Annotated in this window: 26 protein-coding genes; 12 read left to right on the top strand and 14 right to left on the bottom strand. The window is 57.6% G+C overall.

Features of this window, described 5'->3' with window-relative positions:
- The first annotated feature begins 6 nt into the window (after positions 1-6).
- Together SK47_RS09905 and SK47_RS09900 are read left to right on the top strand one after the other, a co-directional pair.
- Entirely contained in the window at positions 7-750 is a 744-nt protein-coding gene (locus tag SK47_RS09905; RefSeq protein ID WP_045333016.1) for a DeoR/GlpR family DNA-binding transcription regulator, read from the top strand.
- 13 nt (positions 751-763) lie between these two features.
- Positions 764-1,831 (top strand): oxidoreductase, encoded by a 1,068-nt coding sequence (locus SK47_RS09900; protein WP_023314112.1) that lies wholly within the window; start codon positions 764-766, stop codon positions 1,829-1,831.
- Positions 1,832-1,871: 40 nt separating this feature from the next.
- On the opposite strand, the gene cybB is transcribed toward SK47_RS09900, so the two are convergent.
- From cybB to SK47_RS09885, 3 genes are all read right to left on the bottom strand, one after another.
- Positions 1,872-2,402: a cytochrome b561 gene (cybB, locus tag SK47_RS09895; protein ID WP_003857288.1), complete on the bottom strand. Its 531-nt coding sequence runs from the start codon at positions 2,400-2,402 to the stop codon at positions 1,872-1,874.
- Positions 2,403-2,489: 87 nt separating this feature from the next.
- Positions 2,490-3,929, bottom strand: coding sequence for an aldehyde dehydrogenase (gene aldA / locus SK47_RS09890; RefSeq protein ID WP_048244038.1), 1,440 nt, complete (start codon positions 3,927-3,929; stop codon positions 2,490-2,492).
- A 199-nt stretch (positions 3,930-4,128) separates the two neighbouring features.
- On the bottom strand, positions 4,129-4,923 hold the full coding sequence (locus tag SK47_RS09885; RefSeq protein WP_075262091.1) for a YdcF family protein: 795 nt from the start codon (positions 4,921-4,923) through the stop codon (positions 4,129-4,131).
- Positions 4,924-5,137: 214 nt separating this feature from the next.
- On the opposite strand from SK47_RS09885, the gene SK47_RS09880 reads away from it, so the two are divergent.
- From SK47_RS09880 to SK47_RS09870, 3 genes are read left to right on the top strand one after another with little or no spacing between them, the layout of a single operon-like run.
- Entirely contained in the window at positions 5,138-6,790 is a 1,653-nt protein-coding gene (locus tag SK47_RS09880) for an MFS transporter (RefSeq protein WP_048244036.1), read from the top strand.
- 22 nt (positions 6,791-6,812) lie between these two features.
- Complete coding sequence (locus tag SK47_RS09875; RefSeq protein WP_003857294.1) at positions 6,813-7,895, top strand: HlyD family secretion protein; 1,083 nt, start codon at positions 6,813-6,815, stop codon at positions 7,893-7,895.
- Positions 7,892-9,271, top strand: coding sequence for an efflux transporter outer membrane subunit (locus tag SK47_RS09870; RefSeq protein WP_023324614.1), 1,380 nt, complete (start codon positions 7,892-7,894; stop codon positions 9,269-9,271). Before SK47_RS09875 ends, SK47_RS09870 begins: the two co-directional genes overlap by 4 nt.
- An 84-nt stretch (positions 9,272-9,355) precedes the next feature.
- On the opposite strand, the gene hrpA is transcribed toward SK47_RS09870, so the two are convergent.
- Positions 9,356-13,258 carry an ATP-dependent RNA helicase HrpA gene (gene hrpA / locus SK47_RS09865; protein WP_023314108.1) on the bottom strand — a complete coding sequence of 1,301 codons (3,903 nt, stop codon included), beginning with the start codon at positions 13,256-13,258 and terminating at the stop codon, positions 9,356-9,358.
- 203 nt (positions 13,259-13,461) lie between these two features.
- On the opposite strand from hrpA, the gene azoR reads away from it, so the two are divergent.
- Positions 13,462-14,067: an FMN-dependent NADH-azoreductase gene (gene azoR, locus SK47_RS09860; RefSeq protein WP_003857298.1), complete on the top strand. Its 606-nt coding sequence runs from the start codon at positions 13,462-13,464 to the stop codon at positions 14,065-14,067.
- A gap of 90 nt (positions 14,068-14,157) precedes the next feature.
- Positions 14,158-14,844: an RluA family pseudouridine synthase gene (locus SK47_RS09855; protein WP_048244034.1), complete on the top strand. Its 687-nt coding sequence runs from the start codon at positions 14,158-14,160 to the stop codon at positions 14,842-14,844.
- A 7-nt stretch (positions 14,845-14,851) separates the two neighbouring features.
- Here SK47_RS09855 and SK47_RS09850 read toward each other — a convergent pair whose 3' ends face one another.
- A complete protein-coding gene (locus tag SK47_RS09850) occupies positions 14,852-15,391 on the bottom strand; it encodes a DUF2058 domain-containing protein (RefSeq protein WP_048244032.1) in 540 nt (179 codons plus the stop codon).
- A gap of 168 nt (positions 15,392-15,559) precedes the next feature.
- Here SK47_RS09850 and SK47_RS09845 point away from each other — a divergent pair, with 168 nt between their 5' ends.
- Both SK47_RS09845 and SK47_RS09840 read left to right on the top strand, forming a co-directional pair.
- A complete protein-coding gene (locus SK47_RS09845; RefSeq protein ID WP_048245058.1) occupies positions 15,560-16,564 on the top strand; it encodes a DUF1852 domain-containing protein in 1,005 nt (334 codons plus the stop codon).
- A complete protein-coding gene (locus SK47_RS09840; RefSeq protein ID WP_003857302.1) occupies positions 16,561-17,589 on the top strand; it encodes a methionine synthase in 1,029 nt (342 codons plus the stop codon). Before SK47_RS09845 ends, SK47_RS09840 begins: the two co-directional genes overlap by 4 nt.
- Positions 17,590-17,592: 3 nt before the next feature.
- On the opposite strand, the gene SK47_RS09835 is transcribed toward SK47_RS09840, so the two are convergent.
- On the bottom strand, positions 17,593-18,525 hold the full coding sequence (locus SK47_RS09835; RefSeq protein ID WP_032634166.1) for a LysR family transcriptional regulator: 933 nt from the start codon (positions 18,523-18,525) through the stop codon (positions 17,593-17,595).
- Positions 18,526-18,623: 98 nt separating this feature from the next.
- Between SK47_RS09835 and SK47_RS09830 the strand changes: the two genes are divergently transcribed.
- A complete protein-coding gene (locus SK47_RS09830; protein WP_048244030.1) occupies positions 18,624-19,058 on the top strand; it encodes a DMT family transporter in 435 nt (144 codons plus the stop codon).
- A gap of 4 nt (positions 19,059-19,062) precedes the next feature.
- On the top strand, positions 19,063-19,521 hold the full coding sequence (locus SK47_RS09825) for a DMT family transporter (protein ID WP_023314104.1): 459 nt from the start codon (positions 19,063-19,065) through the stop codon (positions 19,519-19,521).
- On the opposite strand, the gene SK47_RS09820 is transcribed toward SK47_RS09825, so the two are convergent.
- The 8 genes from SK47_RS09820 to SK47_RS09785 are packed head-to-tail and all read right to left on the bottom strand — an operon-like array spanning position 19,518 to position 25,398.
- A complete protein-coding gene (locus SK47_RS09820; RefSeq protein ID WP_023314103.1) occupies positions 19,518-20,051 on the bottom strand; it encodes a DUF3833 domain-containing protein in 534 nt (177 codons plus the stop codon). The genes SK47_RS09825 and SK47_RS09820 overlap by 4 nt on opposite strands.
- Positions 20,048-20,572, bottom strand: coding sequence for a chalcone isomerase family protein (locus tag SK47_RS09815; RefSeq protein ID WP_023314102.1), 525 nt, complete (start codon positions 20,570-20,572; stop codon positions 20,048-20,050). The genes SK47_RS09820 and SK47_RS09815 overlap by 4 nt, the downstream gene beginning before the upstream one ends.
- Positions 20,569-21,054, bottom strand: coding sequence for a DUF2878 domain-containing protein (locus SK47_RS09810; protein WP_048244028.1), 486 nt, complete (start codon positions 21,052-21,054; stop codon positions 20,569-20,571). Before SK47_RS09810 ends, SK47_RS09815 begins: the two co-directional genes overlap by 4 nt.
- Positions 21,051-22,271, bottom strand: coding sequence for an SAM-dependent methyltransferase (locus tag SK47_RS09805; RefSeq protein WP_003857310.1), 1,221 nt, complete (start codon positions 22,269-22,271; stop codon positions 21,051-21,053). The genes SK47_RS09810 and SK47_RS09805 overlap by 4 nt, the downstream gene beginning before the upstream one ends.
- Positions 22,268-22,990, bottom strand: a complete 723-nt coding sequence (locus SK47_RS09800; RefSeq protein ID WP_048244026.1) for a DUF1365 domain-containing protein — start codon at positions 22,988-22,990, stop codon at positions 22,268-22,270. Before SK47_RS09800 ends, SK47_RS09805 begins: the two co-directional genes overlap by 4 nt.
- 1 nt (position 22,991) lies before the next feature.
- Positions 22,992-24,251: an NAD(P)/FAD-dependent oxidoreductase gene (locus tag SK47_RS09795; protein ID WP_045336202.1), complete on the bottom strand. Its 1,260-nt coding sequence runs from the start codon at positions 24,249-24,251 to the stop codon at positions 22,992-22,994.
- The gene (locus tag SK47_RS09790) at positions 24,248-24,967 is read right to left on the bottom strand and encodes an SDR family NAD(P)-dependent oxidoreductase (RefSeq protein WP_023324604.1); all 720 of its coding nucleotides are present in this window, start codon (positions 24,965-24,967) and stop codon (positions 24,248-24,250) included. Before SK47_RS09790 ends, SK47_RS09795 begins: the two co-directional genes overlap by 4 nt.
- A complete protein-coding gene (locus tag SK47_RS09785) occupies positions 24,964-25,398 on the bottom strand; it encodes a nuclear transport factor 2 family protein (protein ID WP_003857316.1) in 435 nt (144 codons plus the stop codon). The genes SK47_RS09790 and SK47_RS09785 overlap by 4 nt, the downstream gene beginning before the upstream one ends.
- Before the next feature lie 259 nt (positions 25,399-25,657).
- Between SK47_RS09785 and SK47_RS09780 the strand changes: the two genes are divergently transcribed.
- On the top strand, positions 25,658-25,855 hold the full coding sequence (locus SK47_RS09780) for a hypothetical protein (protein ID WP_003857318.1): 198 nt from the start codon (positions 25,658-25,660) through the stop codon (positions 25,853-25,855).

Genomic DNA, 25,855 nt, shown 5'->3' with positions numbered 1-25,855 from the left:
GCGCCCATGCATAAAACCGCCAGACAGAAATATGTGCTTGATTTCATTACTGAACAAGGCCAGGCCAGCATTACCGAGCTGGCAGATCGATTGCAGGTTTCAGCGGACACTATCCGTCGCGATCTGACCGACCTGGAAAAACAGGGACTGGCACAAAAAAACCATGGTGGCGCCATCGCGCTGAATCTCTCGACGATGAACCGGGTTAGCAGGAATACCTTGCTGCCTGAAATCAAGCAGCGGCTGGGTAAACAGGTTGCGCAATGCGTGCCTGCGGGCTCGACGCTATTTCTGGATGCCGGAAGCACACTGCTGGCCGTTGCCTCTTTCCTTCAGGGGCCGCTGACCATCATCACCCCTTCTCTTGATATCGCTCAACAGGTGAGCGATCGGGAAGGTATCGACCTGATCCTGCTCGGTGGAAAGTGGGATCAGAAACAGCGCCTGTTTGCCGGAAGCGCCACCCTTTCGCTGCTCTCTCGCTACCGGGCGGATATTGCCATCCTTGGCGCATGCGCCATCCATGCCGAACTCGGATTGAGCGCCAGTCAGGAGGCGGATGCCGAAGTGAAGCGTGCCATGCTGGCCGCAAGCCAGGCGCACTGGGTAGTCGCCGACCATCTAAAACTCAACCAGTGCGAACCGTATCTGGTGTCAGGGTTATCCGAGATTAATCAACTGTTTTTAGATCGTCCCTGGGCAGAGCTCGGGGACCATAGCGCCGTGCAGGTTACCGTTTGCGCACATTAACGTGGAGAAGGTCATGAATAAAGTGAAGACAATGAATATTGCGCTGATCGGGTATGGTTTTGTGGGTAAGACGTTCCATGCCCCGCTGATCCAGTCCGTTGACGGCCTGAAGCTGGCGGTGATCTCATCCCGGGATGAAGAGAAAGTGAAACGCGATCTGCCGGACGTGCTCGTTGTCGCCACGCCGGAAGAGGCCATTCAGCACCCGGATATCGATCTGGTGGTTATCGCCTCCCCTAACGCGACCCATGCGCCGCTGGCCACCCTGGCGCTCAATGCCGGCAAGCATGTGGTAGTAGATAAGCCGTTCACGCTGGATATGCAGGAAGCGCGGGATCTGATTGCGCTGGCTGAAGAAAAACAGCTGCTGCTCTCCGTCTTCCATAACCGCCGCTGGGACAGCGATTTTCTCGGCATTAAGCAGGTGATTGCGCAAGGCAGCATCGGCAAGGTGAAACATTTTGAGTCGCATATCGATCGTTTCCGCCCGGAGGTTCGCGTGCGCTGGAGAGAGCAAAACGTTCCCGGCAGCGGCCTGTGGTTCGACTTAGGCCCGCACATGATTGACCAGACGCTACAGCTTTTTGGTCTGCCGCAGTCGGTACAGGGCAACATCGCCACCCTCCGTGACGGCGCGGAGATTAACGACTGGGCGCACGTGGTGCTGAATTATCCGGAACACAAAGTGGTCCTCCATTGCAGCATGCTGGTGGCGGGCGGCGTATCCCGCTTTACCATTCACGGTGACAAGGCTAGCGTGGTGAAAGCGCGCATCGATCAGCAGGAAGCCCAGCTGCTGGCAGGCGTCATTCCGGGTAGTGAAAGCTGGGGTGAAGACAGCGACGCTATGGTGCTGCTTAATGCCCAGGGTGAAGCCAGCGCTATCCCTGCGCCAAAAGGCGACCAGCGGCAGTACTATATAAACGTGCGCGATGCCCTGAACGGCAAGATTGACAACCCGGTCCCGCCGGTGGAAGCCCTGGCGGTGATGGCGGTGCTGGAAGCAGCTGTAAAATCTTCAGAAACGGGTACAACTCAGGAACTGGACTTAACGGCGCAGGAGCGCGCGCAACTGCAATAAGCCGCAAAAAATGCCCTGCGGGTTTGCAGGGCATTATCGGTTACTGACGCTTTTTCGGCATCATGCGCAGCAGCGTGTTGTCTTTCCAGAAATAGTGATGCATCAGCGCGGCAAAGGCGTGCAAACCAATCACGAAATATCCCAGATTCGCCAGCGTCACGTGCCACGCTTTTAGCGTATCCACCAGGTCGAAATTCCCCTCCGCCGCATGCGGCATCGTCAGGCCAAACGCAAACCAGTCATTTCCCCGGTTATACATCATCACCATGCCGATCAGCGGCAGCGCAATGAACAGCAGGTAGATAACCAGATGCCCCAGATGGGACAGCCCGGTAATCATCGCTTTTGGTTTCGGTTGAATAGGCGGAGCCGGGAATTTGAGGCGGATAAGCAGGCGCGCCACCATCAGCACCAGGATGCTGATCCCGCAGGAAACGTGGATCATATTAATGAGCGGACGATCGCTTCGCGGGAACCATCCCCTGAACTCCATGGCGCAATAGGCCATAATAACTAACAGAAAAACCAGCCAGTGAATGCTGATTTGCAGACCCGTATATTTTGTGCGCATGTTGTTTCCCGATAAATAACCATTATCGCGCCAACATAACCACCTTTCCTGAAAATGTGAACCCCCTCGCATGGAGGGGGCTCCTGATTACGACTGCAAATAGACCACCTGCGTCTGCAAATACTCATTCAGACCGTGTTTACCATCTGCCCCGCCGATACCGGATTTCCGCCAGCCCGCATGGAAGCCCTGCATCGCTTCAAAGTTTTCACGGTTAATGTAGGTCTCGCCGAACTTAAGCCCCTTAATGGCTTTCATGGCGACGTTCAGGTCCTGCGTATAAACAGACGAGGTTAAACCGTAGTCGCTGTCGTTGGCCATGTTCAGGGCCTCTTCCAGGGTGTCGAAAGCCACCACCGGCAGCACCGGGCCAAAGGTCTCTTCGTGCATGATGGCCATATCCTGACGCACGTCCAGCAGCAGCGTTGGGGGATAAAAATACCCTTTACCTTCTGCCGCTTTACCGCCAAGGACCACTTTGGCCCCCTCCTGCACCGCGCGCGCCACCTTCTGCTCCACGCGCTCCAGCGCGGCGGCGTTGATCAGCGGCCCCATGGCAATATCCGTTCGCTCAGCCGGATTGCCAAACTGGACGGTTTTCATTGCCTCGCCCAGACGATTCACAAAGCGGTCGTAGATCCCCTTCTGGACATAGACACGTTCCGCGCAGTTACACACCTGCCCGGTATTGATGACGCGTGAATCCACAATGGCCTTCACGGCCAGCTCAAGATCGGCATCGTCCATCACGATGGCCGGGGCTTTACCGCCCAGCTCCAGCCCCACTTTGGTGATGTTTTTCGCAGCCGCAGCCATGATCTTTTCACCTGCCCCGACGCTGCCGGTCATGCTGACCATCGCCACTTTCGGATTCCCGGCCAGCTCCTGTCCGACGGTTTCACCCCGGCCCAGCACCAGGTTAAAGACGCCTTTCGGCAGGCCAATCTCATCGACGATTTTGGCAAACGCGATGGCGTTGTTTGGGGTAAATTCGCTCGGTTTGATAACGATGGTGTTGCCGGTGATCAGCGCGGGAGCAAGCTTACGGGCAATCAGGAAGAAGGGAAAGTTCCACGGCAAAATGCCGGTGGTGACGCCAAGGGCACGCTTAAACACCAGAATATTCTCGCCCGGACGGTCGCTCTGAATGATTTCCCCTTCATACCGGCGCGCCCACTCGGCCATATAGTCGATGTAGTCAGCGGTAAAGTTCACTTCCACTTCCGCCAGCTGCTGGATCTTGCCGCCTTCGGCCACAATCAACGCGCTGATTTCACTGACGCGCTCGCGGATCCCGGCGGAAATTTTGCGTAGCCAGCTGGCGCGTTCAATGGCTGGCAGCGCCTCCCAGCCAGCCTGCGCGCGCTTTGCCGCGTCAATGGCTTTGCGGGCGTCCTCGGCGGTGCCGTCGGGAATACGGGAAATGACCTCTTCCGTGGCCGGATTGATCACGTCAATCCATGCATCACCCTGCCAGGCAACAAACTGTCCATCAATATACATAGGATGTTGTACGGGTACTGTCATAACCTGCTCCTGTAATCATACTGTTTTTAACAAGTAAACTTATTGTTAAAAACTATAATTACCGGGGCAATTGCCTACTCTATGAGTCTGTTTTTGTGAGATATCTCATAAAAGATACGGGTCAGCCCGTTTCCAAAATCACAAATCGGCAACAAAGGCTGCCCGTTTGCGTAAAAGATGGCGCAAACGGGCAAGAGCATTACAGCAGAGAACGGCTCACCAGCGCGTCGGTGAGAATGACGTCGTTTCGCAGGATCTGCCACGCGGCGTCCACATCGGCAGGGATATCGACATGGGCAATGAAATCACGTCCCGCCGGACCGTAGCCGTTGATGTCGTCCCTGAGTCGCGGAAATTCACCCAGCACCAGCGACAGGTAACGTTCTACCGGCCATAACCCCTCGACCGGGCCGCTAAACACCAGACCGTCGTCGCTGTTTTGCAGCACGGGCGTCAGGCCGGGATGACTCACCCATGCGGGCGCTGCGGCCTCGTCGCGGCATACGCGGGCAAACGTAGCCATTGTGCGCCGCTGCATCGTCGGGTCCTGCACCACCAGCACCCGGGCGGCGTTCAGTCCGGATTGTTTCATCAACGCCCGGCTGAAGCGGGCGTTTTCACCACAGTTGGTCGACTGATCCTCAACGTGAAGATGCTCAGCCGGAATGTTCCAGAATTCACGGGCGATGTCGGCCAGAATAGCTGCCTCAGCCCGCCCGGTGGTGGGTATCCTGTTATAGCGGGGGTGTTTCGCAATCGCGGCGTAGAGGAAGGTCGTCGAGTGACCGATCCCGCCGCTGATGATCAGAGGAACACCCTGTTCAGCCGCGTTTTTACAGGCAGCATCAAACGCGGGGATCACCGCATTACCCGCCAGAATCACCAGATCAACGGGCTGATTGTCCTGATAGTCGTCCTGAGCAAGCCACGCCCCAACGGTATTCACGGCGTCGAGGGTTGTGCCAGGCAGACAGGGGAAAAGTGCCATTGTCATCGTTACCTCCTTACAGCATACAGAGCCATCGATTATCCCCCTTTCTGCGCGTCATGCTATGGCATGAATGCTGAAAAAACGGGCTGGAACGTTCTCAAAAAGCACTCACATTTGATTAACTTGAGAAAATCGTATTCACTTGAATTATGATTTGCGTCAGCCTTAGAATCATTAGCCCGCTCACAATTCAACATTTTGAAAGGTAAACCACGTTATGCGCCTGCCCCAACGCGACCCTTATGCTCCTCGCGAGTGGCAGCCACACGAGAAACCCGCCCTGCTGGGTTCCCCTTCCACCCCGGAACATCCAACCCCAAAACGGATCGCCTATGGCGTGGTCGGCCTGCTGGTATGTCTGACCGGGGCGCTGGGTAACGCGGTCGTCACCGCTAATCTGCAAAATCTGCAAGGCACTTTTGGCGCCTGGTCGACTGAAATCGCCTGGTTGCCTGCCGTCTATGTCATGACCAACGTTTCCATCAACCTGCTGCTGGTAAAGTTTCGCCAGCAGTACGGTTTGCGCGCCTTTACGGAAGGCTTCCTGGTGCTGTATGTGCTGGTCACCTTTTTCCACCTGTTTGTGAACGATCTTAGCTCGGCGCTGATGGTAAGGGCGGCACACGGGATGGTCGCCGCCGCGCTCAGCTCGCTCGGCATTTATTACCAGATCCAGGCCTGGCCCGCAAAGCATCGACTGAAGGCGCTGACCATTGGCATTACCGGGTCGTCGCTGGCGATCCCGCTGGCGCGGCTGTTCTCCACCGAGCTGTTACAGCTTGATGAGTGGCGCGGGCTGTACTTCTTCGAGCTGGGTCTGGCCCTGATCTCCCTGGCCTGCGTGATGGTGCTAAAGCTGCCGCCGGGCGATCGGCGCAAAGTCTTCGAGAAGAAAGATTTCATTACCTTTTTTTTGCTTGCGCCCGGCATGGCGCTGCTGTGCGCGGTTCTGTCGCTAGGGCGTCTGGACTGGTGGTTTGAAGCGCCGTGGATCGGCTGGGCGCTGGCCCTCTCGCTGGTGCTGATTGTCTCTGCGATCGTGTTTGAACATAACCGCAGCAACCCGCTGCTTAATACCCGTTGGCTGTCCAGCGGCAGCATCGTACGCCTGGGGCTGATTATGCTGCTGATCCGCATCGTACTGGCGGAGCAGAACACGGGCGTCATCGGCTGGCTGCAATATGTGGGCCTACAGAATGAACAGATGACCCATCTGGCGTGGGCTATTTTCGCCGGGATCGTCTGCGGTATCGTCACCAGCTGTCTGACGATTAAGCCCACTAAACTGGCCTGGCCGATAATCACCTCGCTGGTGCTGATGATCGTCGCCTCGCTGCTGGACAGCCAGTCCAACAACCTGACCCGGCCGGATCAGCTTATTTTCAGCCAGTTCCTGCTGGGCTTCGGCAGCTCTTTCTTCCTCGCGCCTGCGATGCTGGCAGCCATTGGCGGGGTGATCGCCGACCCGCGCAACCTGGTCAGCTTTTCCGTGATGTTTGGCATGAGTCAGAACCTTGGGGGCCTGCTGGGTTCCGCGATCCTCGGCACCTTCCAGACCTGGCGCGAGAAGTACCATTCCAGCCTGCTGGCTGACCAGCTCACCACCCTTAACCCGCTGGTGAACGAACGCATTCAGCTTTACACCCAGATGTACAAAAGCCTGATTGGCGACAGTTCCCTGCTGGGAACCCAGGCCATTACCCAGCTCCAGACGGTGACGGCGCTTGAGGCAAATATTCTGGCTTACAACGATACTTATCTCCTGACGGCGAGCATTGCCACTGCCACGCTGGTCTGGATTTTATGGCGCTTGCTGCGCCTGCGCATCACCGCCCGTATGGCCCTTAAGAACGCCACTGGCAACAAGTAATGACTATTTTTCAGGAGAGGTTATGAGTCAGCAGGATGCCGCCAAAGAGCAGGCCAACACCCGTAAAAACGTGCGCGTCGTGTCCATTTTCACCGCCGCGGCTATCGGCATTGTCGGGGTACTGGTGATCCTTTATGCCTGGCAGCTGCCCCCGTTCACGCGTCATGCCCAGTTTACCGATAACGCCTACGTGCGCGGCCAGACTACGTTCATCAGTCCTCAGGTAAACGGCTACATTACCGAGGTCCATGTTCAGGATTTCGCGCAGGTTAAAAAAGGCGAGCTGCTGTTGCAGATAGATGACCGTATCTATCGCCAGCGCGTCCATCAGGCCGAGGCGCAGCTGGCAATGAAAATTGCAGCTCTTAATAACAACCTGCAACAGCGCAGAAGTGCGGAAGCGGTGATTGCCAAAAACGAGGCGGCGCTGAAAAACGCCCGTGCCCAAAGTCTGAAAACCCAGGCGGATTTGAAACGCGTGAAAGAGCTGACCGCGGACGGCTCCCTTTCCATTCGCGAGCGCGATTCGGCACTGGCCAGTGCCGCCCAGGGGAGCGCCGATATCGACCAGGCGAAAGCAACGCTTGAGATGTCGCGTCAGGATTTACAAACGGTTATCGTCAATCGCGGTTCGCTGGAGGCCGACGTTGAGAATGCGAAAGCCGCGCTGGAGCTGGCGCAGATCGATCTGCAAAACACCCGGATTGTCGCGCCGCGTGATGGTCAGCTCGGGCAGATTGCAGTGCGTCTGGGGGCGTACGTCGCCGCCGGGACGCACCTTACCACGCTGGTCCCGCCGCAGCACTGGGTGATCGCCAATATCAAAGAGACGCAGCTGGCGAATTTACGCGTCGGACAGCCGGTGAAATTCACCGTCGATGCCTTAAACGATAAAGCCTATCAGGGCCGCGTGGAGAGCATATCCCCGGCAACAGGCGTCGAGTTCAGCGCTATCACCCCGGATAACGCCACGGGCAACTTTGTTAAAATCGCCCAGCGCATCCCGGTACGCATTGAAGTACTCGGTGAGCCGGAGGCGTACCGTCTGCTGCGCCCTGGCATGTCGGTGCAGGTGACCATCGACACGCGGGAGGCGAAACAATGACGCTTCGCCCGATAGCCGGCCTGCTGATGATGGCTATCCTGGCGGGATGCCAGTCGGTTGACGTTGAGCCCGCCAAATCGTCCCTGCACATACCGGCCCAGTGGCGCGCGACGTCGGGGCCAGCCAGCCCGACAGAGCAGCTCTGGTGGCGAAATTTTCACGACAGCAATCTGAACCGCTATGTGGATCAGGCGCTGAAGAACAACAGCGACGTGCTGATTGCACGCGAGCGGATTAACGAGTACCAGGCCCGGGTGTTCGCCGCCGACGGCAGTCTGTTCCCGTCGCTTGACGCGGGCGTGACCGGGACGCGCGCACGCTCGCAGTCCGCCGCCACGGGGCTTCCGGTATACGGTACGTTGTACAAAGGCAGCCTGACCGCCAGCTACGACGTGGATATCTGGGGCGTAAACCGTAGCACCTCCCGTGCCGCTGAAGCATCGCTGGAGGCACAAAAGGCGGCGGCAGCGGCGGCTGATCTTACCGTCGCATCATCGGTGGCCTCCGGGTATGTCACCCTGCTGTCGCTGGATGAACAGCTTCGCGTTACCCAATCCACGCTGAAGTCGCGTGAAGAGGCGTTCAATCTCGCCAAACGACAATTTGAGACGGGATACAGCTCTCGCCTTGAGCTGATGCAATCGGATTCTGAGCTGCGCGCCACCCGCGCCCAGGTTCCACTGCTTCAGCACCAGATTGCACAGCAGGAAAATGCGCTTAGCCTGCTGCTGGGCAGCAACCCGGGTGACGTTGCGCGCGGTGAAAGCTTTGATGCCCTGACGCCGCTGAAACTGCCCTCCCAGCTGCCGTCGACACTACTCAACCGGCGCCCGGATATCGTTCAGGCGGAACGTCAGCTGATTGCGGCAGACGCGACGCTGGCGGCATCGCGCGCCAGCCTGCTGCCGTCAATCAACCTCACGGCCACGGGATCGGTGCAGGATCGCACGCTGTCGGGATTGCTGGATAACCCCCTACAGCTCTGGAGCGTGGGCGGCAGTATTCTTGCGCCGCTGCTGAACCGTCAGGCGCTGAATGCGCAGGTGGATATCTCCCAGTCCCAGCGGAATCAGGCTCTGTATAGCTACGAAAAAACCGTGCGTAACGCGTTTGCTGAGGTGAATGACAGCCTTGATGCCATCACCCGCTATCAGGAACAGCTTACCGAGCTGCTGGCACAGCAGGCGGTCGCGCAGGAGACGCTGCGGATTGCGCAAAACCGCTACCGCAACGGATACTCTTCTTATCTGGATGTGCTCGATGCGCAGCGCACGCTGTTCTCGGTGCAGACCAGCGTGGTACAGGTGAAAAACAACCTGTTGCTGGCGCAAATTGATTTGTATAAAGCGCTGGGCGGCGGTTGGAGCAGTGCGTGAAAACATGCCGGGTGGCGCTGCGCCTTACCCGGCCCACATGCTCTCCCGTAGGCCCGGTAAGCGCAGCGCCACCGGGTAACGGTTTTAGCCGGAGATCTGCTCCATCGCCTGCAAGATACGCTTATCCGAAATCGGATACGGCGTACCGAGCTGCTGGGCAAAGAAGCTGACGCGAAGCTCCTCGATCATCCAGCGGATCTCCCGCACGTCGTCGTCATCGCGACGCGCTGGCGGCAGTTTGTTGAGCCACTGCTGCCACGCCTGCTGCACGTTTTCGACTTTCAGCATCTGCGCGCGATCGCGATGCGGATCGACCGCCATTTTCTCCAGACGCTTCTCAATCGCCTGCAAATAACGCAGCGTATCGCCCAGACGCTTAAAGCCGTTGCCGGTCACAAAGCCGCGATACACCAGCCCCGCCATCTGCGCCTTCACGTCCGACAGCCCCAGGGCCATGGTCATATCCACCCGCCCCTTCAGGCGCTTGTTGATATTGAACACGGCGGTAAGGATCTGCTCGACCTGTTTGGCAATCTCCACCACGGTGTCGTTCAGCTCCGCGCGCACCTTTTCATGAAGCTGAGCAAAGCCCTCTTCCGTCCAGACCGGACCGCCCGCCTCGTGGATCAGCTTATCCACACCGCAGGAGATGCAGTCGTCGATCAGATCCAGCACCTTACCGTACGGGTTAAAGTAGAGCCCCAGCTTGGCTTTGTTCGGCAGCTTCTCGTGCAGATACTTAATCGGCGACGGGATGTTAAGCAGAAGCAGTCGACGCAGCCCGCGCCACATCATCTGCTGTTGTTCCTGCGGATTGTCAAAGAGCTTAATCGCCACGCTATCGCGCTCATCCACCAGCGCGGGCCAGGCTTTGACCTTATAGTTCCCGCGCTTCTGCTCATAGCTTTCCGGAAGCTGACCAAAGCTCCAGATGTGCAGCCCGCTCTGCTCGATACCGTCGTCCGCCACGGCAGACAGGGTTTCCTGCACTTTGCCCTTCAGGGCGTCCTTCAGTTCCGAAAGCGAGCGGCCTTCCAGCAGCTTTTTGTTTTTATCGTCCACCACGCGGAAGGTGATTTTCAGGTGATCGGGCACCTGATCCCAGTTCCAGTCGTCGCGGTCGATGGTGGTCCCGGTCATGCGTCGGAACTCACGCTCCAGCGCGTCCAGCAGCGGCAGCTCCAGCGGCGTGACGCGGCCCAAAAACGCTTCGGCGTAGTTCGGCGCCGGCACAAAGTTACGCCGCACCGGTTTAGGCAGGGATTTGATTAACGCAATGACCAGCTCGCGGCGCAGGCCGGGAATTTGCCACTCAAACCCGCTCTCGTCGACCTGGTTTAACAGCGGCAGCGGAATATGAACGGTCACGCCGTCCGCGTCGGCCCCCGGCTCAAACTGATAGGTCAGACGCAGCTTGAGGTTGCCCTGATGCCAGAAGTTCGGGTAGTCGAGCTTGCTGACCGACTCCGCGCCCTCTTTGATCAGCATGCTCTTTTCAAAGTTGAGCAGGTCCGGGGTCTCTTTGCTGGCTTTCTTCCACCAGCTGTCGAAATGGCGCGCCGAGATCACATCGTGGCTGATGCGCTGGTCGTAAAACTCAAACAGCGTCTCGTCGTCCACCAGAATGTCGCGGCGGCGGGACTTGTGCTCAAGCTCTTCCACCTCGGCGCGCAGCTTCAGGTTTTCGCGGAAGAACGCATGACGCGTCTGCCAGTCGCCCTCCACCAGCGCATGGCGGATAAACAGCTCGCGACTCAGCGCCGGATCGATCTGGCTGTAGTTAACCTTACGCGCGGCCACCACCGGCAGGCCGTAGACGGTGACTTTTTCCGTCGCCATCACCGCGCCCTGCCCGCGCTCCCAGTGCGGCTCGCTGTATGAGCGTTTCAGCAGGTGCTGCGCCACCGGCTCAACCCACTCCGGATCGATACGCGCGGCGATACGCCCCCACAGACGGCTGGTTTCCACCAGCTCGGCGACCATGGTCCACTTCGGCGGCTTTTTAAACAACCCGGAGCCCGGGAAGATGGAGAAACGCGCGTTGCGTGCGCCGGTAAATTCCTGTTTATCCGCATCCTTCATCCCGATATGGGACAGCAGGCCGGTCAGCAAGGCGATATGAATTTCGCGGTACTCCGCCGGTTCACTGTTGACCGGAATGCCCAGCTCTTTTACCACCTGGCGCAGTTGGGTGTAGATATCCTGCCACTCGCGCACGCGCAGGTAGTTGAGGAAATCCACCCGGCACTGACGGCGGAACTGATTTGAAGAGAGCGTTTTTTGCTGCTCGCCCAGGTAGTTCCACAGATTCACAAAGGCCAGGAAATCAGACTCTTTATCGTGGAAGCGACGGTGTTTTTCATCCGACGCCTGCTGCTTGTCCATTGGGCGCTCGCGCGGATCCTGAATGGAGAGCGCCGAGGTGATGATCATCGCCTCGCGCACGCAGCCGTGTTTTTGCGCCTCCAGCACCATGCGCGCCAGACGCGGGTCGACCGGCAACTGGCTAAGCTGGCGGCCCAATGGCGTTAGCTTGTAGGCCGTCGCCTGCTCGTCGGTGGTAATCGCCCCGAGCTCTTCCAGCAGACGCACGCCGTCCTGAATGTTGCGCTTGTCCGGCGCTTCCACAAACGGGAAGGCGGCGATATCGCCCAGCCCCAGCGCGGTCATTTGCAGGATAACGGATGCCAGGTTGGTCCGCAGAATTTCCGGATCGGTAAACTCCGGGCGCGACAGGAAATCGTCTTCCGAATAAAGACGAATACAGATCCCTTCCGACACGCGGCCGCAGCGGCCCTTACGCTGATTAGCCGACGCCTGGGAAACCGGCTCAATCGGCAGGCGCTGAACTTTGGTTCGGTAGCTGTAGCGGCTGATGCGCGCCGTACCCGGGTCGATCACGTATTTAATGCCCGGCACGGTGAGCGAGGTTTCGGCCACGTTGGTCGCCAGCACGATGCGGCGTCCGCTGTGCGGCTGGAACACGCGGTTCTGCTCACTGTTGGACAGGCGCGCGTACAGCGGCAGGATCTCGGTATGGCGCAGATCGCGTTTGCTGAGCGCATCGGCGGTATCCCGGATCTCGCGCTCGCCGCTCATGAAGATCAGAATGTCGCCAGAACTCTCGTTGCCCAGCTCGTCGACGGCATCGAAGATGGCCTGAAGCTGGTCGCGCTCGGTATCGTCCGCCTCTTCCACAATCGGGCGATAGCGCACTTCAACCGGGTAGGTTCGGCCTGAGACTTCAATGATCGGCGCATTGTTGAAATGTTTTGAGAAACGCTCCGGGTCAATGGTCGCAGAGGTGATGATGATTTTCAGATCCGGACGCCGGGGCAGCAGCTCTTTCAGGTAGCCGAGCAGGAAGTCGATGTTCAGGCTGCGCTCGTGCGCTTCATCGATGATGATGGTGTCGTACTGCATCAGCAGACGATCCTGCTGGATTTCCGCCAGCAGGATACCGTCTGTCATCAGCTTAACCATGGTGTTATCGCTGACGTGGTCGCTGAATCGCACCTTGTAGCCGATGCAGCCGCCCGGCTCCGTTTGCAGCTCTTCCGCAATACGGTTCGCCACGGTGCGCGCCGCCAGACGACGCGGCTGGGTGTGACCGATCAGCCCTTTCAACCCGCGGCCCAGCTCCATGCAGATTTTCGGCAACTGGGTGGTTTTACCTGAACCGGTTTCCCCCGCGACGATCACCACCTGGTGGTCGCGTACGGCCTCAAGAATGTCCTGTTTCTTCTGGCTGACGGGCAGGTTTTCCGGATAGGTAATCTCCGGGCGTGCGGCTTCACGCAGCACAACTTTCCCTGCCGCCTGTTCAATCTCTTTGGCCATTTCCTGGTAAATGGCCTGTTGTGCATCAGGATTTTTAACCTTCTTAACGCCGTGCAGACGGCGCGCAAACCGCTGTTTATCGCGCAGCATCAGCGAATCAAGCTTTTGCATCAGCATCGGGAAGGTCAATTTTTGGTGTTCTGTCATAGCGTTAACGGGCAGTGCACTGCCGGATAAAATCTCTTTTTAATGATTGCTATAGAGTACCACATCAGCGCTTTGCGCGCCTTATTCAAAAAATTCGAACATAGGCTTCGATATATTGCGCTATCCCTGTGGCAGGATTGTGAATAAAGTGTCAACAAGCAACGGGGCAACCCCCTCAATCAAATACAAAACAGGAATTTCCCATGAGCAAAGTATTAGTGTTGAAATCCAGTATTCTGGCAGGGTATTCACAGTCTGGTCAGCTGTCTGACTATTTCGTTGAACAGTGGCGTGAACAGCACAGCGCGGATGAAATCACCGTGCGTGACCTGGCGGCAAACCCAATTCCTGTGCTGGACGGCGAGCTGGTTGGCGCGCTGCGTCCGAGCGATGCGCCTCTTACCCCGCGTCAGCAGGAAGCCCTGGCGCTTTCCGACGAGCTGATTGCTGAATTGCAGGCGCACGACGTTATCGTGATCAACGCCCCAATGTACAACTTCAACATTCCTACCCAGCTGAAGAACTACTTCGACCTGGTGGCGCGCGCTGGCGTAACCTTCCGTTACACCGAGAACGGCCCGGAAGGTCTGGTGAAAGGCAAGCGTGCGGTTGTACTGACCAGCCGCGGCGGTATTCACAAAGATACCCCAACCGACCTGGTGGCGCCGTACATGACCCTGTTCCTCGGCTTCATCGGCATTACCGACGTGAACTTTGTGTTCGCTGAAGGTATCGCTTACGGCCCGGAAGTGGCTACCAAAGCGCAGTCCGACGCGAAAGCCGCTATCGACAGCCTGGTCGCTGCCTAAGATCTCCCCCTCTCACCGCCCGGTGGGAGGGTTTTTCTTTTCCTGCATATTTCGTTATCATCCGCACCCACTCTCCAGCCCGGCGGCCTGATGTCTGTCATTATCGATACGTTTATTGCACCACCCTGTCACGACGACATTGAGATCCTCTGGCAGGACGAGCATCTGCTGCTGATCAACAAACCTTCCGGTCTGCTCAGCCTGTCGGGGAAAAATCCGCAAAACCGTGATTCCGTTCACCATCGTCTGGTGCAAACCTTTCCTGGCTGCACGCTGGTGCATCGCCTTGATTTTGGCACCTCGGGCCTGATGGTCATTGCGCGTAACAAGGCGATTAACGCCGCGCTTTGTCACCAGTTCAGCCAGCGCGCCGTGAGCAAGGTTTACACCGCCCTGTTGTGCGGACATGTGGAACAGGACGAAGGGACCGTGGATGCCCCGATTGCCAAAGATCCGGCACTGTTTCCGCTGATGACGATCTGTGCCCGCACCGGTAAGCCCGCTCGCTCGCGCTATCGGGTGGTGGAACGTATTTCTCAGGATACGACAATGCCGCTAACGCGGGTTGAGCTTACCCCGGAGACCGGGCGCACCCACCAGCTGCGCATTCACTGCCAGCAGTTAGGCCACCCTATTCTGGGGTGCGATCTGTATGGTGGTCTGGAATGGCCGGGCGCGGAAGAAACGCCCCGGTTGATGCTGCATGCCAGCGTTCTGAATTTTATTCATCCGCTGAGCGGCGAGACGATAAACGCCTGTCACGCCGCGCCATTCTGAGCGGGGATTACCACATTAAATCGTCAGGGATTTTAAAGTCTGCGTACGGATCGTCTTCGTCCTGCTCTTCCTGACTCAGCGCGCTGTTAAGCACAATGCTGTCCGCATCGCGTTGGGCAATTTTATCCGCCACCACCGCCGGGATAATCGCGTAATCACAGTCGCCCTTCGCATTAATTACCAGTCGGGCAATCGACAGACGGCCGTTGATCAGCTGGGTTTGCGTCTGCTTATCGACCTCGATTTTTTTGATCAGGTTGCCGTCGGTAAAGTTAAAGGTAATGTTGCCCTTCGCCACGGTGATGCGGTTCATCTCAATCAGCTGCTTCACCTGCGCCCTGAACTCTTTTGCCAGCACCGCCTGTTTTTGCTGTTCGCTCAGCTGCTTATCACGCTCCAGCTGGGCTTTCTTGTTCTCTTCAACAGCCTCTCTCGCCTCGCGAGCCTGGACGCGGGATTTTTTCGCCGTGCGCTGGACCTTCGCCATCTTTTTACTGCTGACTAAGCCCGCTTTCAGCATCTGCTCTTGCAGGGTGAGTTTTGTCATGTTCGTTTAAACCGGTTGGAAATGTCGGGGGATTATACCTGAATCGCGCAGTTCATGAAGAACCCTCATGTTGCAGTGAAATTAAGTCACTTCCCCTGCGCCAGGGGCTCAGGCATAAATTATGCATTGATAACGTTCCGGCAACATGAACTTAGGATGCATAACCAAATGAGTCAGGCTTTCACATTTACCCTTAAGCGCAGTTGCTTTGATGAAAACTATAACCCGTCAGAAAACACGCGTACCACCACCAACTTCGCCAACCTGGCGCGTGGCGAGAAGCGTCAGGAGAACCTGCGCAACACGCTGGTGATGATCAACAAGCGCTTTAACGCGCTGGCGAGCTGGGATAACCCAAAGGCGGACCGCTATGCCGTCGAGCTGGAGATTATTTCAGTCGATATGAATATCGGCGGCGATTTTACTTTCCCGGCCATCGAAATTCTGCAAACGACGATTGTGGATAAAATGACCCACGAGCGCATCGAAGGCATCGTCGGGAATAACTTCTCATCGTATGTTCGTGACTATGATTTCAGCGTCCTGCTGCTGGAGCATAATAAAGATCAACCCCGTTTTACCCTCCCCGAGAATTTTGGCGAGCTGCACGGCAATATCTTTAAAAGCTTCGTTCATTCTGCGGAATATCAGGCGAACTTCAAAAAAGCGCCGGTGATCTGCCTGAGCGTCTCCAGCAAAGACACCTATCGTCGTACCGGTAACCACCACCCGGTGCTGGGGTATGAGTACCAGCCGGACGGCGAGTCGCTAACGGAACAGTACTTCGCGAAGATGGGCCTGAAGGTTCGCTATTTCATGCCGGAAAACAGCGTCGCGCCTTTCGCCTTCTTCTTCACCGGCGATTTACTGCGTGATTACACCAATCTGGAGCTGATCGGCACCATCAGCACCATGGAGACGTTCCAGAAGATCTATCGACCGGAAATTTACAATGCCAATTCCGCTGCGGGACAGTGCTATCAGCCCGACCTGAATCAGCAGGATCACTCATTAACAAAAATCGTCTATGACCGTGAAGAGCGCAGCCGGCTGGCCATTGAACAGGGGAAATATACCGAAGAGCGGTTTATCAAACCCTACAAAACCCTTCTTGAGCAGTGGTCTCATCACTTCACGCTTTCATTTAATACGGATAAAAGGTTCTTCTCATGAAAACATTGCTCCCGACATCGACGGCTGGCAGCCTGCCGAAACCCACCTGGCTTGCGCAGCCGGAAACGCTCTGGTCGCCGTGGAAACTCCAGGACGAGGAATTACTTGCAGGGAAACAGGATGCGCTACGTTTGTCTCTGGATGAACAGATTCGCGCCGGGATTGATATCGTCAGCGACGGGGAACAAACTCGCCAGCATTTCGTCACCACCTTTATTGAACATCTCAGCGGCGTGGATTTTGAGAACCGTCAGACGGTACGCATCCGTAACCGCTACGATGCGAGCGTGCCGACCGTGGTAGACGCGGTGGCGCGTCAGAAACCGGTGTTTGTTGACGACGCGAAATACCTGCGCCAGCTGACGGACAAGCCGATCAAGTGGGCGCTGCCCGGCCCGATGACCATGATCGACACGCTATACGATGCTCACTATAAAAGCCGTGAAAAGCTGGCCTGGGAGTTCGCAAAAATCCTTAATCAGGAAGCCCGCGAGCTGGAGGCGGCCGGTGTCGACATTATTCAGTTCGATGAACCTGCCTTTAACGTCTTTTTCGACGAGGTGAATGACTGGGGCATTGCCGCGCTGGAGCGCGCCATTGAAGGACTGAAATGCGAAACCGCGGTACATATCTGTTACGGGTACGGCATCAAAGCCAATACGGACTGGAAAAAGACGCTCGGCTCCGAGTGGCGCCAGTATGAAGAGGCGTTTCCAAAGTTGCAGACCTCAAAGATCGATATTATCTCGCTGGAGTGCCACAACTCGCGCGTACCAATGGATCTGCTGGAGCTTATCCGTGGTAAAAAAGTGATGGTCGGGGCAATTGACGTCGCCACCCAGACCATCGAAACGCCTGAAGAGGTCGCCGATACGCTGCGCAAGGCGTTGCAGTTTGTTGATGCAGATAAGCTCTATCCGTCCACCAACTGCGGTATGGCTCCCCTTTCCCGCCAGGTCGCCAACGGTAAGCTGAAGGCGTTAAGCGCCGGGGCTGACATTATCCGTCGCGAGCTTGCCCGCTAACCTTCAGGTTTGCCAGTACAGCGGCGTACCGAATCGCTCAATATAGTAATCTATCACCGCCCTGACGTTCAGGGGCGGATGACGCGCGTTCGGGTAAATCGCCGCAATCGTCAATGGCTCCGTATTAATTGAACACTCCATTTCCGGCAGCAGTGCCACCAGCTCACCGCTTTTGAGTCGTTCGCTCACCATCCAGTCCGGGAAAAGCACAACGCCCATACCGCCCAGCGCCGCAATCAGGAGCGTTTCCGCGTTATTGGAAGTCATCAGCGGTACGATGGGATAGTGAACCCACGCCTCGCCCGGCTGTCGGATCAGCCAGCGGTTAGGCCCGGACGAGCCGCGGTAAACCAGACAGTGGTGAAGGCTGAGATCGTCCGGCCCCTCGGGCGCGCCATGTTTTTGCAGATAGTCCGGCGAGGCCGCCAGATGGTAGAACTGCTGACCAAACACCCGGGCGTGAAACGAGGAGTCCGTCAGCGCGCCGATGCGGAAGATAACGTCCGCGGCGTCACGGTGCGGATCGATAAAATCGTCGGTGAGGGTCAGTTCAATGGAGAGACGAGGGTAACGCGCCAGAAGCCCCGGCAGGCCAGGCGCGATGTGCCTCTGTCCGAAAAAGACCGGGCCATTGATACGCAGCGTGCCCGACGGCTCGCGGGCGCGTTCATCCAGCTCGCGTCGCGCGTCCTCCATATTCCCGGCCATTGCCCGGGCATAGCGCACAAAAAGATGCCCGCTCTCTGTGGGCATAATCGCCCGCGTGTTGCGGTAGAAAAGCTGTTGCCCGAGGGCGTCCTCAAGCTGGTGGATCACGCGTGAGACCTGCGACGCAGAAATCCCTTCCCGCCTCGCCACCACGGAGAAATTCTGCGTTTCATAAACGTCGATGAAGATCAGCAGCGCGCGAATGCTGATATGTCCGGCATCCATCATTAATGCATTTCCTGCACAGGTGTTTCCTGCATTATGGCATTTTTCTCAATGATGTTCAGACGTAATCTTCACCGCCTGGAAAAAGGAGAAAAAGCGTTATGCACATTATTTTAATTTTACTGGTGATTGCCGGTGGCATAGGGCTGTCCGTGGAAGCCGGGCTGCTGGGGCCGCTGGGCGCAGAGGTGGGCGACCTGTGGGCGGCGTTCAGCATATTTAGCGTGGGAACGGGGCTAACGTTTCTGCTGATGCTGTTTTTCAGCCCCCGCAACAGTCCCTCATTTTTTGCGCAGCCTTCATGGCACCTGTTGGGCGGCGTGCTCGGCCCGGTTTACGTCATCATTCTCACCATTGCCACGCCTGCGATCGGCATTGCCATGACGATGATCGGCATTCTGGCAGGCCAGGTTTTTAAAAGCCTGATTATTGACCACTATGGCCTGCTGGGTACGCCGCACCGCAGGATCGATACAAAACGCATTATTGCGCTGGGATTTATCATCGCCGCGCTCATTCTCGTGGCGCAGGGGTAACGTTATGACAGTGATTATGATTATTCTGGCGGTGATTGGCGGCGCAACGCTGAGCATTCAGGCTGCCATTAACGGGCAATTAGGCAGCAGCGTGGGGGTATTCAAAAGCGCGTTTCTGACGTTTTCCGTCGGCGCGCTGGTGACCGCCCTGCTGATCTTCTTTTTTGAGCCGAAACAGGCGGTCAGCCTGATGGATGTACCCAAATGGCAGCTTCTGGGCGCCCTGTGCGGCGTGCCCTATATCGTGATTATGGTGCTCGCGGTGCAGCGCATCGGGACCGCTGTTGCCACGGTAGCGGTTATCCTGGGCCAGCTGGCCATGAGCATGCTGATTGATAACTTTGGCTGGCTGAACAATGAAGCCATTCCGTTTTCAGTGAGCCGTTTCGGGGCCGTCGTCTGCCTGAGTATTGCGCTCTTCTTCATTTACTCAAGCAGTAAACTTCAGCCCGAAGAGAATTAACCGCCCTCTTTGCGGGTAAAGAACAGCGTCACCGTGGCGACGGTGACGCCAAATTTCTTCATCTCCGTTTTATTGAACAGACGGGTACTGTCCTGCAAATACATCCAGTCATCAAAGTGCAGCAGCCAGGTTTTGCCGTCCGCCTTCACGTTCATGCTGTAGCGCCAGTTAAGGGCATTGCCCGCCGCCTGGCCTGTCGCAACACCTTCTATGTCACCCGCCGTGCCTTCATAGCGATTCTGCCCAACGCGGCGGATATGCCAGACGCGCTGCTGCTTTTCGCCGTCATCGTAGACAAAATGCTCGTTCAGGGTCAGCGTATCGCCGATAACATCCCCGGCGATCTCGACGTGAAAACGGCGGATCTGCTTACCGCTGCGATCCTGCACCATCCCCCACGCCTCGGTTTTCCCCTGGAAGTAAGTAAAAATATCAAGCCGTGGCTGCTGCTGACGATACTCTGTCACCTCGGTGCTACATCCGGCCACCAGCATCGTCAGGGCAAGCGCCACTAGCAGGAAACGTTTCATTGTGCTCCTCCAGTTAACTGCTGACGCAGTTCAGGATATTCGGTGCGGGGATCGAGCCATATCGCCAGAAAGCGTGAGCTAAACGCTGCCGTCTGGCGTGGCCCGAGTGGCGTAAATTTTTTCTGCGACGCCGTGGGGCGATACCAGAATTGTCCCTGGCCGTTATTAACCACAAACGCGAGCTGCGTGCCGGGCGTGACGTCGGGCCAGAGCGTGGACAGCATGCGTAGCCAGGCTTCACTCTGCGGCTCCTGCTGCAAAATGCCCTGCGCCTGCCACTGGTCGCGGGTCGCCTCGACCAGGTCGTCACCATCGATGTCCCGGGCATAGGTGATAATCAGCGCATTATCGCCGTCTAATCCTGTATAGCTGCCGTCGGGCGTCAGAAGCTGAGAGGTATAGACGGTAAACGGCCCCCAGGTGAGGGTGGCGTCACCCACCTTGCGCCAGCTCAGCCAGTCTGCCGCCTGCACGGTACAGGTGAAGACGGATAACGCGAGCATCAGTACCAGATTTCTCATTGTTGTCTCCCCATCAACAGGTGGAAAAACAGCATCAGCACCAGCCAGCCGGGGAACATCCAGCTGACGACGATAAAGGTCGGCTCCTGAAACGTAATGGCCCCAAGATGCTCGCCGATCAGGTAGGCTACCGGTCCGCCCAGAGTCGCCAGCACCGTCAGCAACCATCCTGGCAAGGTGGTCGTGCGGGTCAGGTGCGTCCAGACGGTGGCAAACATTAGCCACAGCGCCACCATCCATAGCGGCATCAGGGACGCGCCTGTGAACGCAATCAGCCCCGTCAGCGCCCAGAGGGCGTCCAGCAGCGCACCCGACGCCGCCAGCACAAGGGCGTATACCCGGTGTGATGGCGGTAATAACAGCCAGGCAAGCACCGCCAGCGTGATCCAGATGACCAGCCCCTGCTCGCGAAACAGCACCACCAGCGTCCAGTAGAGATCAAAACCGATGGCCAACAGAAATACCTGCCCGTAACGCTTCATACGCGTTCCGCAGTCAGCTGCACCACGCTGATGGTGCGGGCATTAAACCCGGCTTCACAGTAGCCGAGGTAGTACAGCCACATCCGCCGGAAACGGTCATCAAACCCGAGCTTTTCAATCTCCTGCCAGGCGTGAACGAAACGCTGACGCCAGTGCGCCAACGTGCGGGCGTAGTCCGGCCCCATATCGAAGAGATTACGCACCACAAAATCGGTATGGCGGGTCATCAGTTCATTCATGGCGGTGATGCTGGGCAAAAAGCCGCCGGGGAAGATGTAGCGCTGAATAAAATCGACGCTTTTGCTGTAGTCGCGATAGCGCTGATCCTGAATGGTGATGGCCTGAATCGCCATCCGCCCGCCTGGACGCAGACGCGCCTGACAGGTACGGAAAAACGTTGGCAGGTAGCGTTGGCCGACGGCTTCGATCATCTCAACCGAGACCAGTTTGTCGTAAACCCCGGTCAGATCGCGGTAGTCGCAAAGCAGCACCTCAACGCGATCCTGCAACCCTGCCCGGGCGATCCGCGCGGTGGCCCAGTGGTACTGCTCCTGCGACAGCGTGGTGGTGGTCACCCGACAGCCGTAGTGACGGGCGGCGTATTCCGCCATCGCCCCCCAGCCGGTGCCAATCTCCAGCAGATGATCGTTTGCCGTGAGCGCCAGCTGGTCGCACAGCCTGGCCATTTTCGCCTGCTGAGCCGCGTTCAAATCCTGCTCGTCCCCGTTAAACAGCGCGCTGGAGTACAGCAGGTCTTCATCAAGGAAATGGGCGTAGAAGGCGTTGCCCAGATCGTAATGGGCGGCAATATTTTCACGCGCCTGAGCGCGGGAGTTGCGCCGCATCCAGTGCCGTAGCCGCTCCACCGGTTTCCCGAGCAGGCGAAACCCTTTTTCCAGTTGCCCGAGGATTTGGCTATTACGTGCAATCAGCTCCAGCAGCGGCGTCAGGTGGGGCGTCTCCCAGTCGCCATCCATCCACGCTTGTGCCGCGGCGAGGCTGCCCCCGGTTAAAATGCGCCAGTAGACGCCCGGAGCAAGTACCTGCACCTCAGCATGAAGCGCGGCGGAGGCGTCGCCGAACTGGAACGTCTGCGCGCCTTCACGCAGCGTCAGCGAGCCACCGCGCAGACCGTTCAGCAGGCGGAAGAGCAACCATCGCGCGACGCGGACGTTGCGCGGGATATCGGGTTCAAGCGCAAAGACGGGATCGGTCATGAGCGTTCACTCCTGCTGAGGGGATGGTTATGCAGCGGCACGCGCTTCAGCCACAGCCTGAGCGCCTGCCAGTAAATGGCGAAAACGGTTTTGAGGGTCATCAACGGGATCCGCGCCAGCAGCGAACGCAGCGCTGCGCGCGTCAGCGGCGCCCGGCGTAGCGTCAGGGTGGCATCAAACACCTTCGTCTCCTGATGGTTTTCGATATGCATGCGCAGCGTGCTGTCCGGGCTGTTGAAGCGCCAGTGGTAAACCATATCCATCGGATTAAAGGGCGAGACGTGAAAAGCTTTCTCCGTCGGCGGGGCGTCCCGCCCCGCTACCGCGTAGTAATGTCGTTCATTCCACGGCGTGTTACGCACTTCGGCGAGAACCCAGCGCAGAGTGTCTTCGCCGTCATAGCAGTAGTAAAAATTGACCGGGTTGAAATGAAAACCGAAATAGCGCAGCTGAGTCAGAAGCATGACCCGCCCCGCCGGACGCTCGCCGGTCAGATTTTCCAGACGCTCAAGGACGTGCTCTTTGAGCGGCGTGCCCAACGGGTAGTCCGCATCATAAAATGCCGCGGGCGCAACGCGGTTACGGCGCACGCCGACGGAGGGCAGCGCGTCCAGCTCATCGAGATCGAGCCAGGCCATAAAGACGCTGTAGGTAAAGTGGTGCGCTTTTGGCGCAAGCCGACGATGGCGCAATGTGCCGTGGTAAAGGCAGCTGTTCATCTCAGTTGCCCTCCCCGGCCGCGATAGCGTTTACCACGTCCAGCGCACTGCGTACGCCATCTTCGTGGAAGCCGTTGTACCAGTACGCGCCGCAGAACCAGCTCCGCTGGCGACCGTTTATTTCTCCGCGTCGGGCCTGGGCTTGCCAGCTTTGCGGGTTAAAAAGCGGATGCTCATAGACAAAGCGGCGCAGCACATAGCGTTCTTCCACCGGCGTTTCCGGGTTGAGGGTGACGCAAAACAGCGGGCTACCCGGCGGCAGTCCCTGCAAGATATTCATGTTGTAGGTGACGCAGGCGCTAGCCCGATCCTGCTCGCTGAGGCGGTAGTTCCAGCTCGCCCACGCGCGCTTGCGCACCGGCAGCCAGCGCGGATCGCTGTGAAGCACCACCTCGTTACGCTGCCAGCCGATATCACCCAGCACCTCACGTTCAGCCTGCGTTGGGCTGGCGAGCATCGCCAGCGCCTGAGCAGAGTGACAGGCGAAGATCACCTGATCGAAGGTGTGAGTGACGCCTTCCCGCTCAATATCGACGCCACGATCGTGGCGAACAACCTTCTGAACCGGCGCGTTGAGGTGCAGCGTCAGGCGATCGCCAAGCTTGTCCATCATCGCGCGGATATACTCCCGGGAGCCGCCTGGCACGACGTACCACTGCGGACGATGGGTAATGTCCAGCAGACCGTGGTTTTCAAAAAAGCGTAAAAAGAGCGGCAGCGGAAAGCGTTTCATCTCCTGTAGCGACGACGACCAGATAGCCGCTCCCATTGGCAGGATGTAGTGGCGCGCAAAAAAGGGCGTAAAGCGGTGCTGGCGCAGGAATGTTTCCAGCGTGGCGGATCCATCGACTTCGCCCCGGAGCGTCTGTTTCGCCAGCCGGTTAAAGCGCACGATCTCCTTCAGTAGCGTCCAGAAGGCAGGGTTCAGCAGATTACGACGCTGGGCAAACAGCGACGTCAGCGTGTGCCCGTTATACTCCAGCCCGCTCTGCGGGTTATGTACCGAAAAACTCATCTGCGTTTTTTGCCCGCTGATGCCCAGTTCGCTGAGCAGCCCCATGAAGCGCGGATAGGTGCGGTCGTTGTAGACGATAAAACCGGTATCGATGGCAAAGGTACCCTGGGGCGTGTCGACATCTACCGTTGCAGTATGGCCGCCCGGGGTGGCCTGCGCCTCAAACACCGTGATCTGATGATGTCCGGCGAGCCGCCAGGCACAGGTTAACCCGGCGATGCCGCTGCCGATAATTGCGATTTTCATGGTCGCACCATCCTGCGCAGCAGTGCGCGCTGAAGTACATCGGGCAGGCCGGAAAGCAGGCGCAGCGCCAGGCTGAACCCGGCGGGAAACGCGATGTGATCCTTCCCTTTTGCCAGACCGCGACGAATGGCGTGGACGGCGTCCCCCACGCTGACCCGGCCCGGCATCGGGAAATCGTTTTTGCGGGTCAGCGGCGTGTCGACAAAACCGGGTGAAACGACCGTGACGGCAATCCCTTTCGGTTCCCAGTCGAGGCGCAGCGTGTCGGCAAACCAGGTTAATGCCGCTTTAGAGGCCCCATAGGCTTCGGCTCGCGGGAAGTGAAGCCAGTGCGCCATCGAACTGACCAGCACCACGCGGTTGCCGGATACCAGCTGCGGCTGCAACGCCGCAAGGCAGTTTACCGGCCCCATGAAATTGGTGGTCATGACCCGCGCCACCAGCTCGGCATCCACCTCGCCGCGGTCGAGATACTCGCAGGTTCCGGCGCAGAGAATCACCGTGTCGGCAGCACAGTCCGCCAGCGCCTGGCGACAGGCGTCCCTGTCTGTCATATCGAACAGGCGCACCGTGATGTTGGGGCTGTGCTGATGCACAGCGGCCAGACGTTGCGCATCGCGCCCGCAGGCAATCACCCGGTAACCATCGTCGGCAAAAGATTTCGCCAGCCCCGCCCCGATGCCCGAGCTTGCGCCGGTGATCAGAACCGTTTTCATGATTTCACTCTCCGCTTCACGCCGCGCACGGCCCAGCCGAGTATCGGGAGATGTTCGTAAATCATCTCTCCGGCATCGTAGTAATCCCGCTGGCGAACAATGCGATCGTCGCGCATGTCTACCACGGAGCAGCCCGGCAGCTGTCGCACTGCACCCCGGGCAATACGCGGGTGCGACCAGTGCATCATCCAGGTGACCACAAAGCGATCGCCCTGCTGCAACGGCGCATCAACGGTAAAGCGACAGTGCTGGACGTTAGCCAGCAAGTGGGTGAAATAGCGCTGGATCGCGAACACCCCGCTATGTTCGCCAAAGGGATCGATAAGCGTGGCATCGGCGCGATAAATTCCCGCCAGCGCCGAAGGTGGCTGGGTATCCAGCGTGGCGTAGTAATCAACGAACCGACTGATGACGGACGGCAACGTGCTCATGGGTCACATCCTGGGTGTAAACAACGTAGCGAAATCGCATAATTTAAACTTACACAATTAACGTTATTTGTCCAAGTTTGCGCAGATATATTTTTTATTCTTATTATTTTTCAAATACCTGAAATGTTACCTCGCGCAACCATTTTGAGCATAAAGTTGAATTTCGCCGCCAGGCTGCCGTTTTTTTAGGGATAACCTTAAGGCAAAGGTGCCATTTATCTTCCAGACTTATCCTTTTAATTCATAAGGATGTCACACGATGAAACATTTACTGATGACGCTCTTTTCCAGCCCGGAATCCTTGTTGCAGGTCATGAGTCACCAGGAAATTATCGAAGCCGTAGAGGATGGCGACCGCATCATCATCGATCAGGATGGAAACGCCTCGGTTAACTACAAAAGCCACGAGGTGCGGCAGGACTTTCTGCGCCATGTCAACGCGCTGAAGAGGGCCTGA

The organism is Enterobacter sp. BWH52 (genome assembly GCF_001037565.1).
GTDB lineage: Bacteria > Pseudomonadota > Gammaproteobacteria > Enterobacterales > Enterobacteriaceae > Enterobacter > Enterobacter hormaechei_C.
This window is presented reverse-complemented; position numbering and strand designations above follow the sequence as displayed.

Excerpts from the sequence above, each read along its gene's own strand:
- SK47_RS09905 (WP_045333016.1), top strand. The coding sequence starts at position 7 with ATGCATAAAACCGCCAGACAGAAATATGTGCTTGATTTCATTACTGAA.
- SK47_RS09900 (WP_023314112.1), top strand. The coding sequence starts at position 764 with ATGAATAAAGTGAAGACAATGAATATTGCGCTGATCGGGTATGGTTTT.
- cybB (WP_003857288.1), bottom strand. The coding sequence starts at position 2,402 with ATGCGCACAAAATATACGGGTCTGCAAATCAGCATTCACTGGCTGGTT.
- aldA (WP_048244038.1), bottom strand. The coding sequence starts at position 3,929 with ATGACAGTACCCGTACAACATCCTATGTATATTGATGGACAGTTTGTT.
- SK47_RS09885 (WP_075262091.1), bottom strand. The coding sequence starts at position 4,923 with ATGACAATGGCACTTTTCCCCTGTCTGCCTGGCACAACCCTCGACGCC.
- SK47_RS09880 (WP_048244036.1), top strand. The coding sequence starts at position 5,138 with ATGCGCCTGCCCCAACGCGACCCTTATGCTCCTCGCGAGTGGCAGCCA.
- SK47_RS09875 (WP_003857294.1), top strand. The coding sequence starts at position 6,813 with ATGAGTCAGCAGGATGCCGCCAAAGAGCAGGCCAACACCCGTAAAAAC.
- SK47_RS09870 (WP_023324614.1), top strand. The coding sequence starts at position 7,892 with ATGACGCTTCGCCCGATAGCCGGCCTGCTGATGATGGCTATCCTGGCG.
- hrpA (WP_023314108.1), bottom strand. The coding sequence starts at position 13,258 with ATGACAGAACACCAAAAATTGACCTTCCCGATGCTGATGCAAAAGCTT.
- azoR (WP_003857298.1), top strand. The coding sequence starts at position 13,462 with ATGAGCAAAGTATTAGTGTTGAAATCCAGTATTCTGGCAGGGTATTCA.
- SK47_RS09855 (WP_048244034.1), top strand. The coding sequence starts at position 14,158 with ATGTCTGTCATTATCGATACGTTTATTGCACCACCCTGTCACGACGAC.
- SK47_RS09850 (WP_048244032.1), bottom strand. The coding sequence starts at position 15,391 with ATGACAAAACTCACCCTGCAAGAGCAGATGCTGAAAGCGGGCTTAGTC.
- SK47_RS09845 (WP_048245058.1), top strand. The coding sequence starts at position 15,560 with ATGAGTCAGGCTTTCACATTTACCCTTAAGCGCAGTTGCTTTGATGAA.
- SK47_RS09840 (WP_003857302.1), top strand. The coding sequence starts at position 16,561 with ATGAAAACATTGCTCCCGACATCGACGGCTGGCAGCCTGCCGAAACCC.
- SK47_RS09835 (WP_032634166.1), bottom strand. The coding sequence starts at position 18,525 with ATGATGGATGCCGGACATATCAGCATTCGCGCGCTGCTGATCTTCATC.
- SK47_RS09830 (WP_048244030.1), top strand. The coding sequence starts at position 18,624 with ATGCACATTATTTTAATTTTACTGGTGATTGCCGGTGGCATAGGGCTG.
- SK47_RS09825 (WP_023314104.1), top strand. The coding sequence starts at position 19,063 with ATGACAGTGATTATGATTATTCTGGCGGTGATTGGCGGCGCAACGCTG.
- SK47_RS09820 (WP_023314103.1), bottom strand. The coding sequence starts at position 20,051 with ATGAAACGTTTCCTGCTAGTGGCGCTTGCCCTGACGATGCTGGTGGCC.
- SK47_RS09815 (WP_023314102.1), bottom strand. The coding sequence starts at position 20,572 with ATGAGAAATCTGGTACTGATGCTCGCGTTATCCGTCTTCACCTGTACC.
- SK47_RS09810 (WP_048244028.1), bottom strand. The coding sequence starts at position 21,054 with ATGAAGCGTTACGGGCAGGTATTTCTGTTGGCCATCGGTTTTGATCTC.
- SK47_RS09805 (WP_003857310.1), bottom strand. The coding sequence starts at position 22,271 with ATGACCGATCCCGTCTTTGCGCTTGAACCCGATATCCCGCGCAACGTC.
- SK47_RS09800 (WP_048244026.1), bottom strand. The coding sequence starts at position 22,990 with ATGAACAGCTGCCTTTACCACGGCACATTGCGCCATCGTCGGCTTGCG.
- SK47_RS09795 (WP_045336202.1), bottom strand. The coding sequence starts at position 24,251 with ATGAAAATCGCAATTATCGGCAGCGGCATCGCCGGGTTAACCTGTGCC.
- SK47_RS09790 (WP_023324604.1), bottom strand. The coding sequence starts at position 24,967 with ATGAAAACGGTTCTGATCACCGGCGCAAGCTCGGGCATCGGGGCGGGG.
- SK47_RS09785 (WP_003857316.1), bottom strand. The coding sequence starts at position 25,398 with ATGAGCACGTTGCCGTCCGTCATCAGTCGGTTCGTTGATTACTACGCC.
- SK47_RS09780 (WP_003857318.1), top strand. The coding sequence starts at position 25,658 with ATGAAACATTTACTGATGACGCTCTTTTCCAGCCCGGAATCCTTGTTG.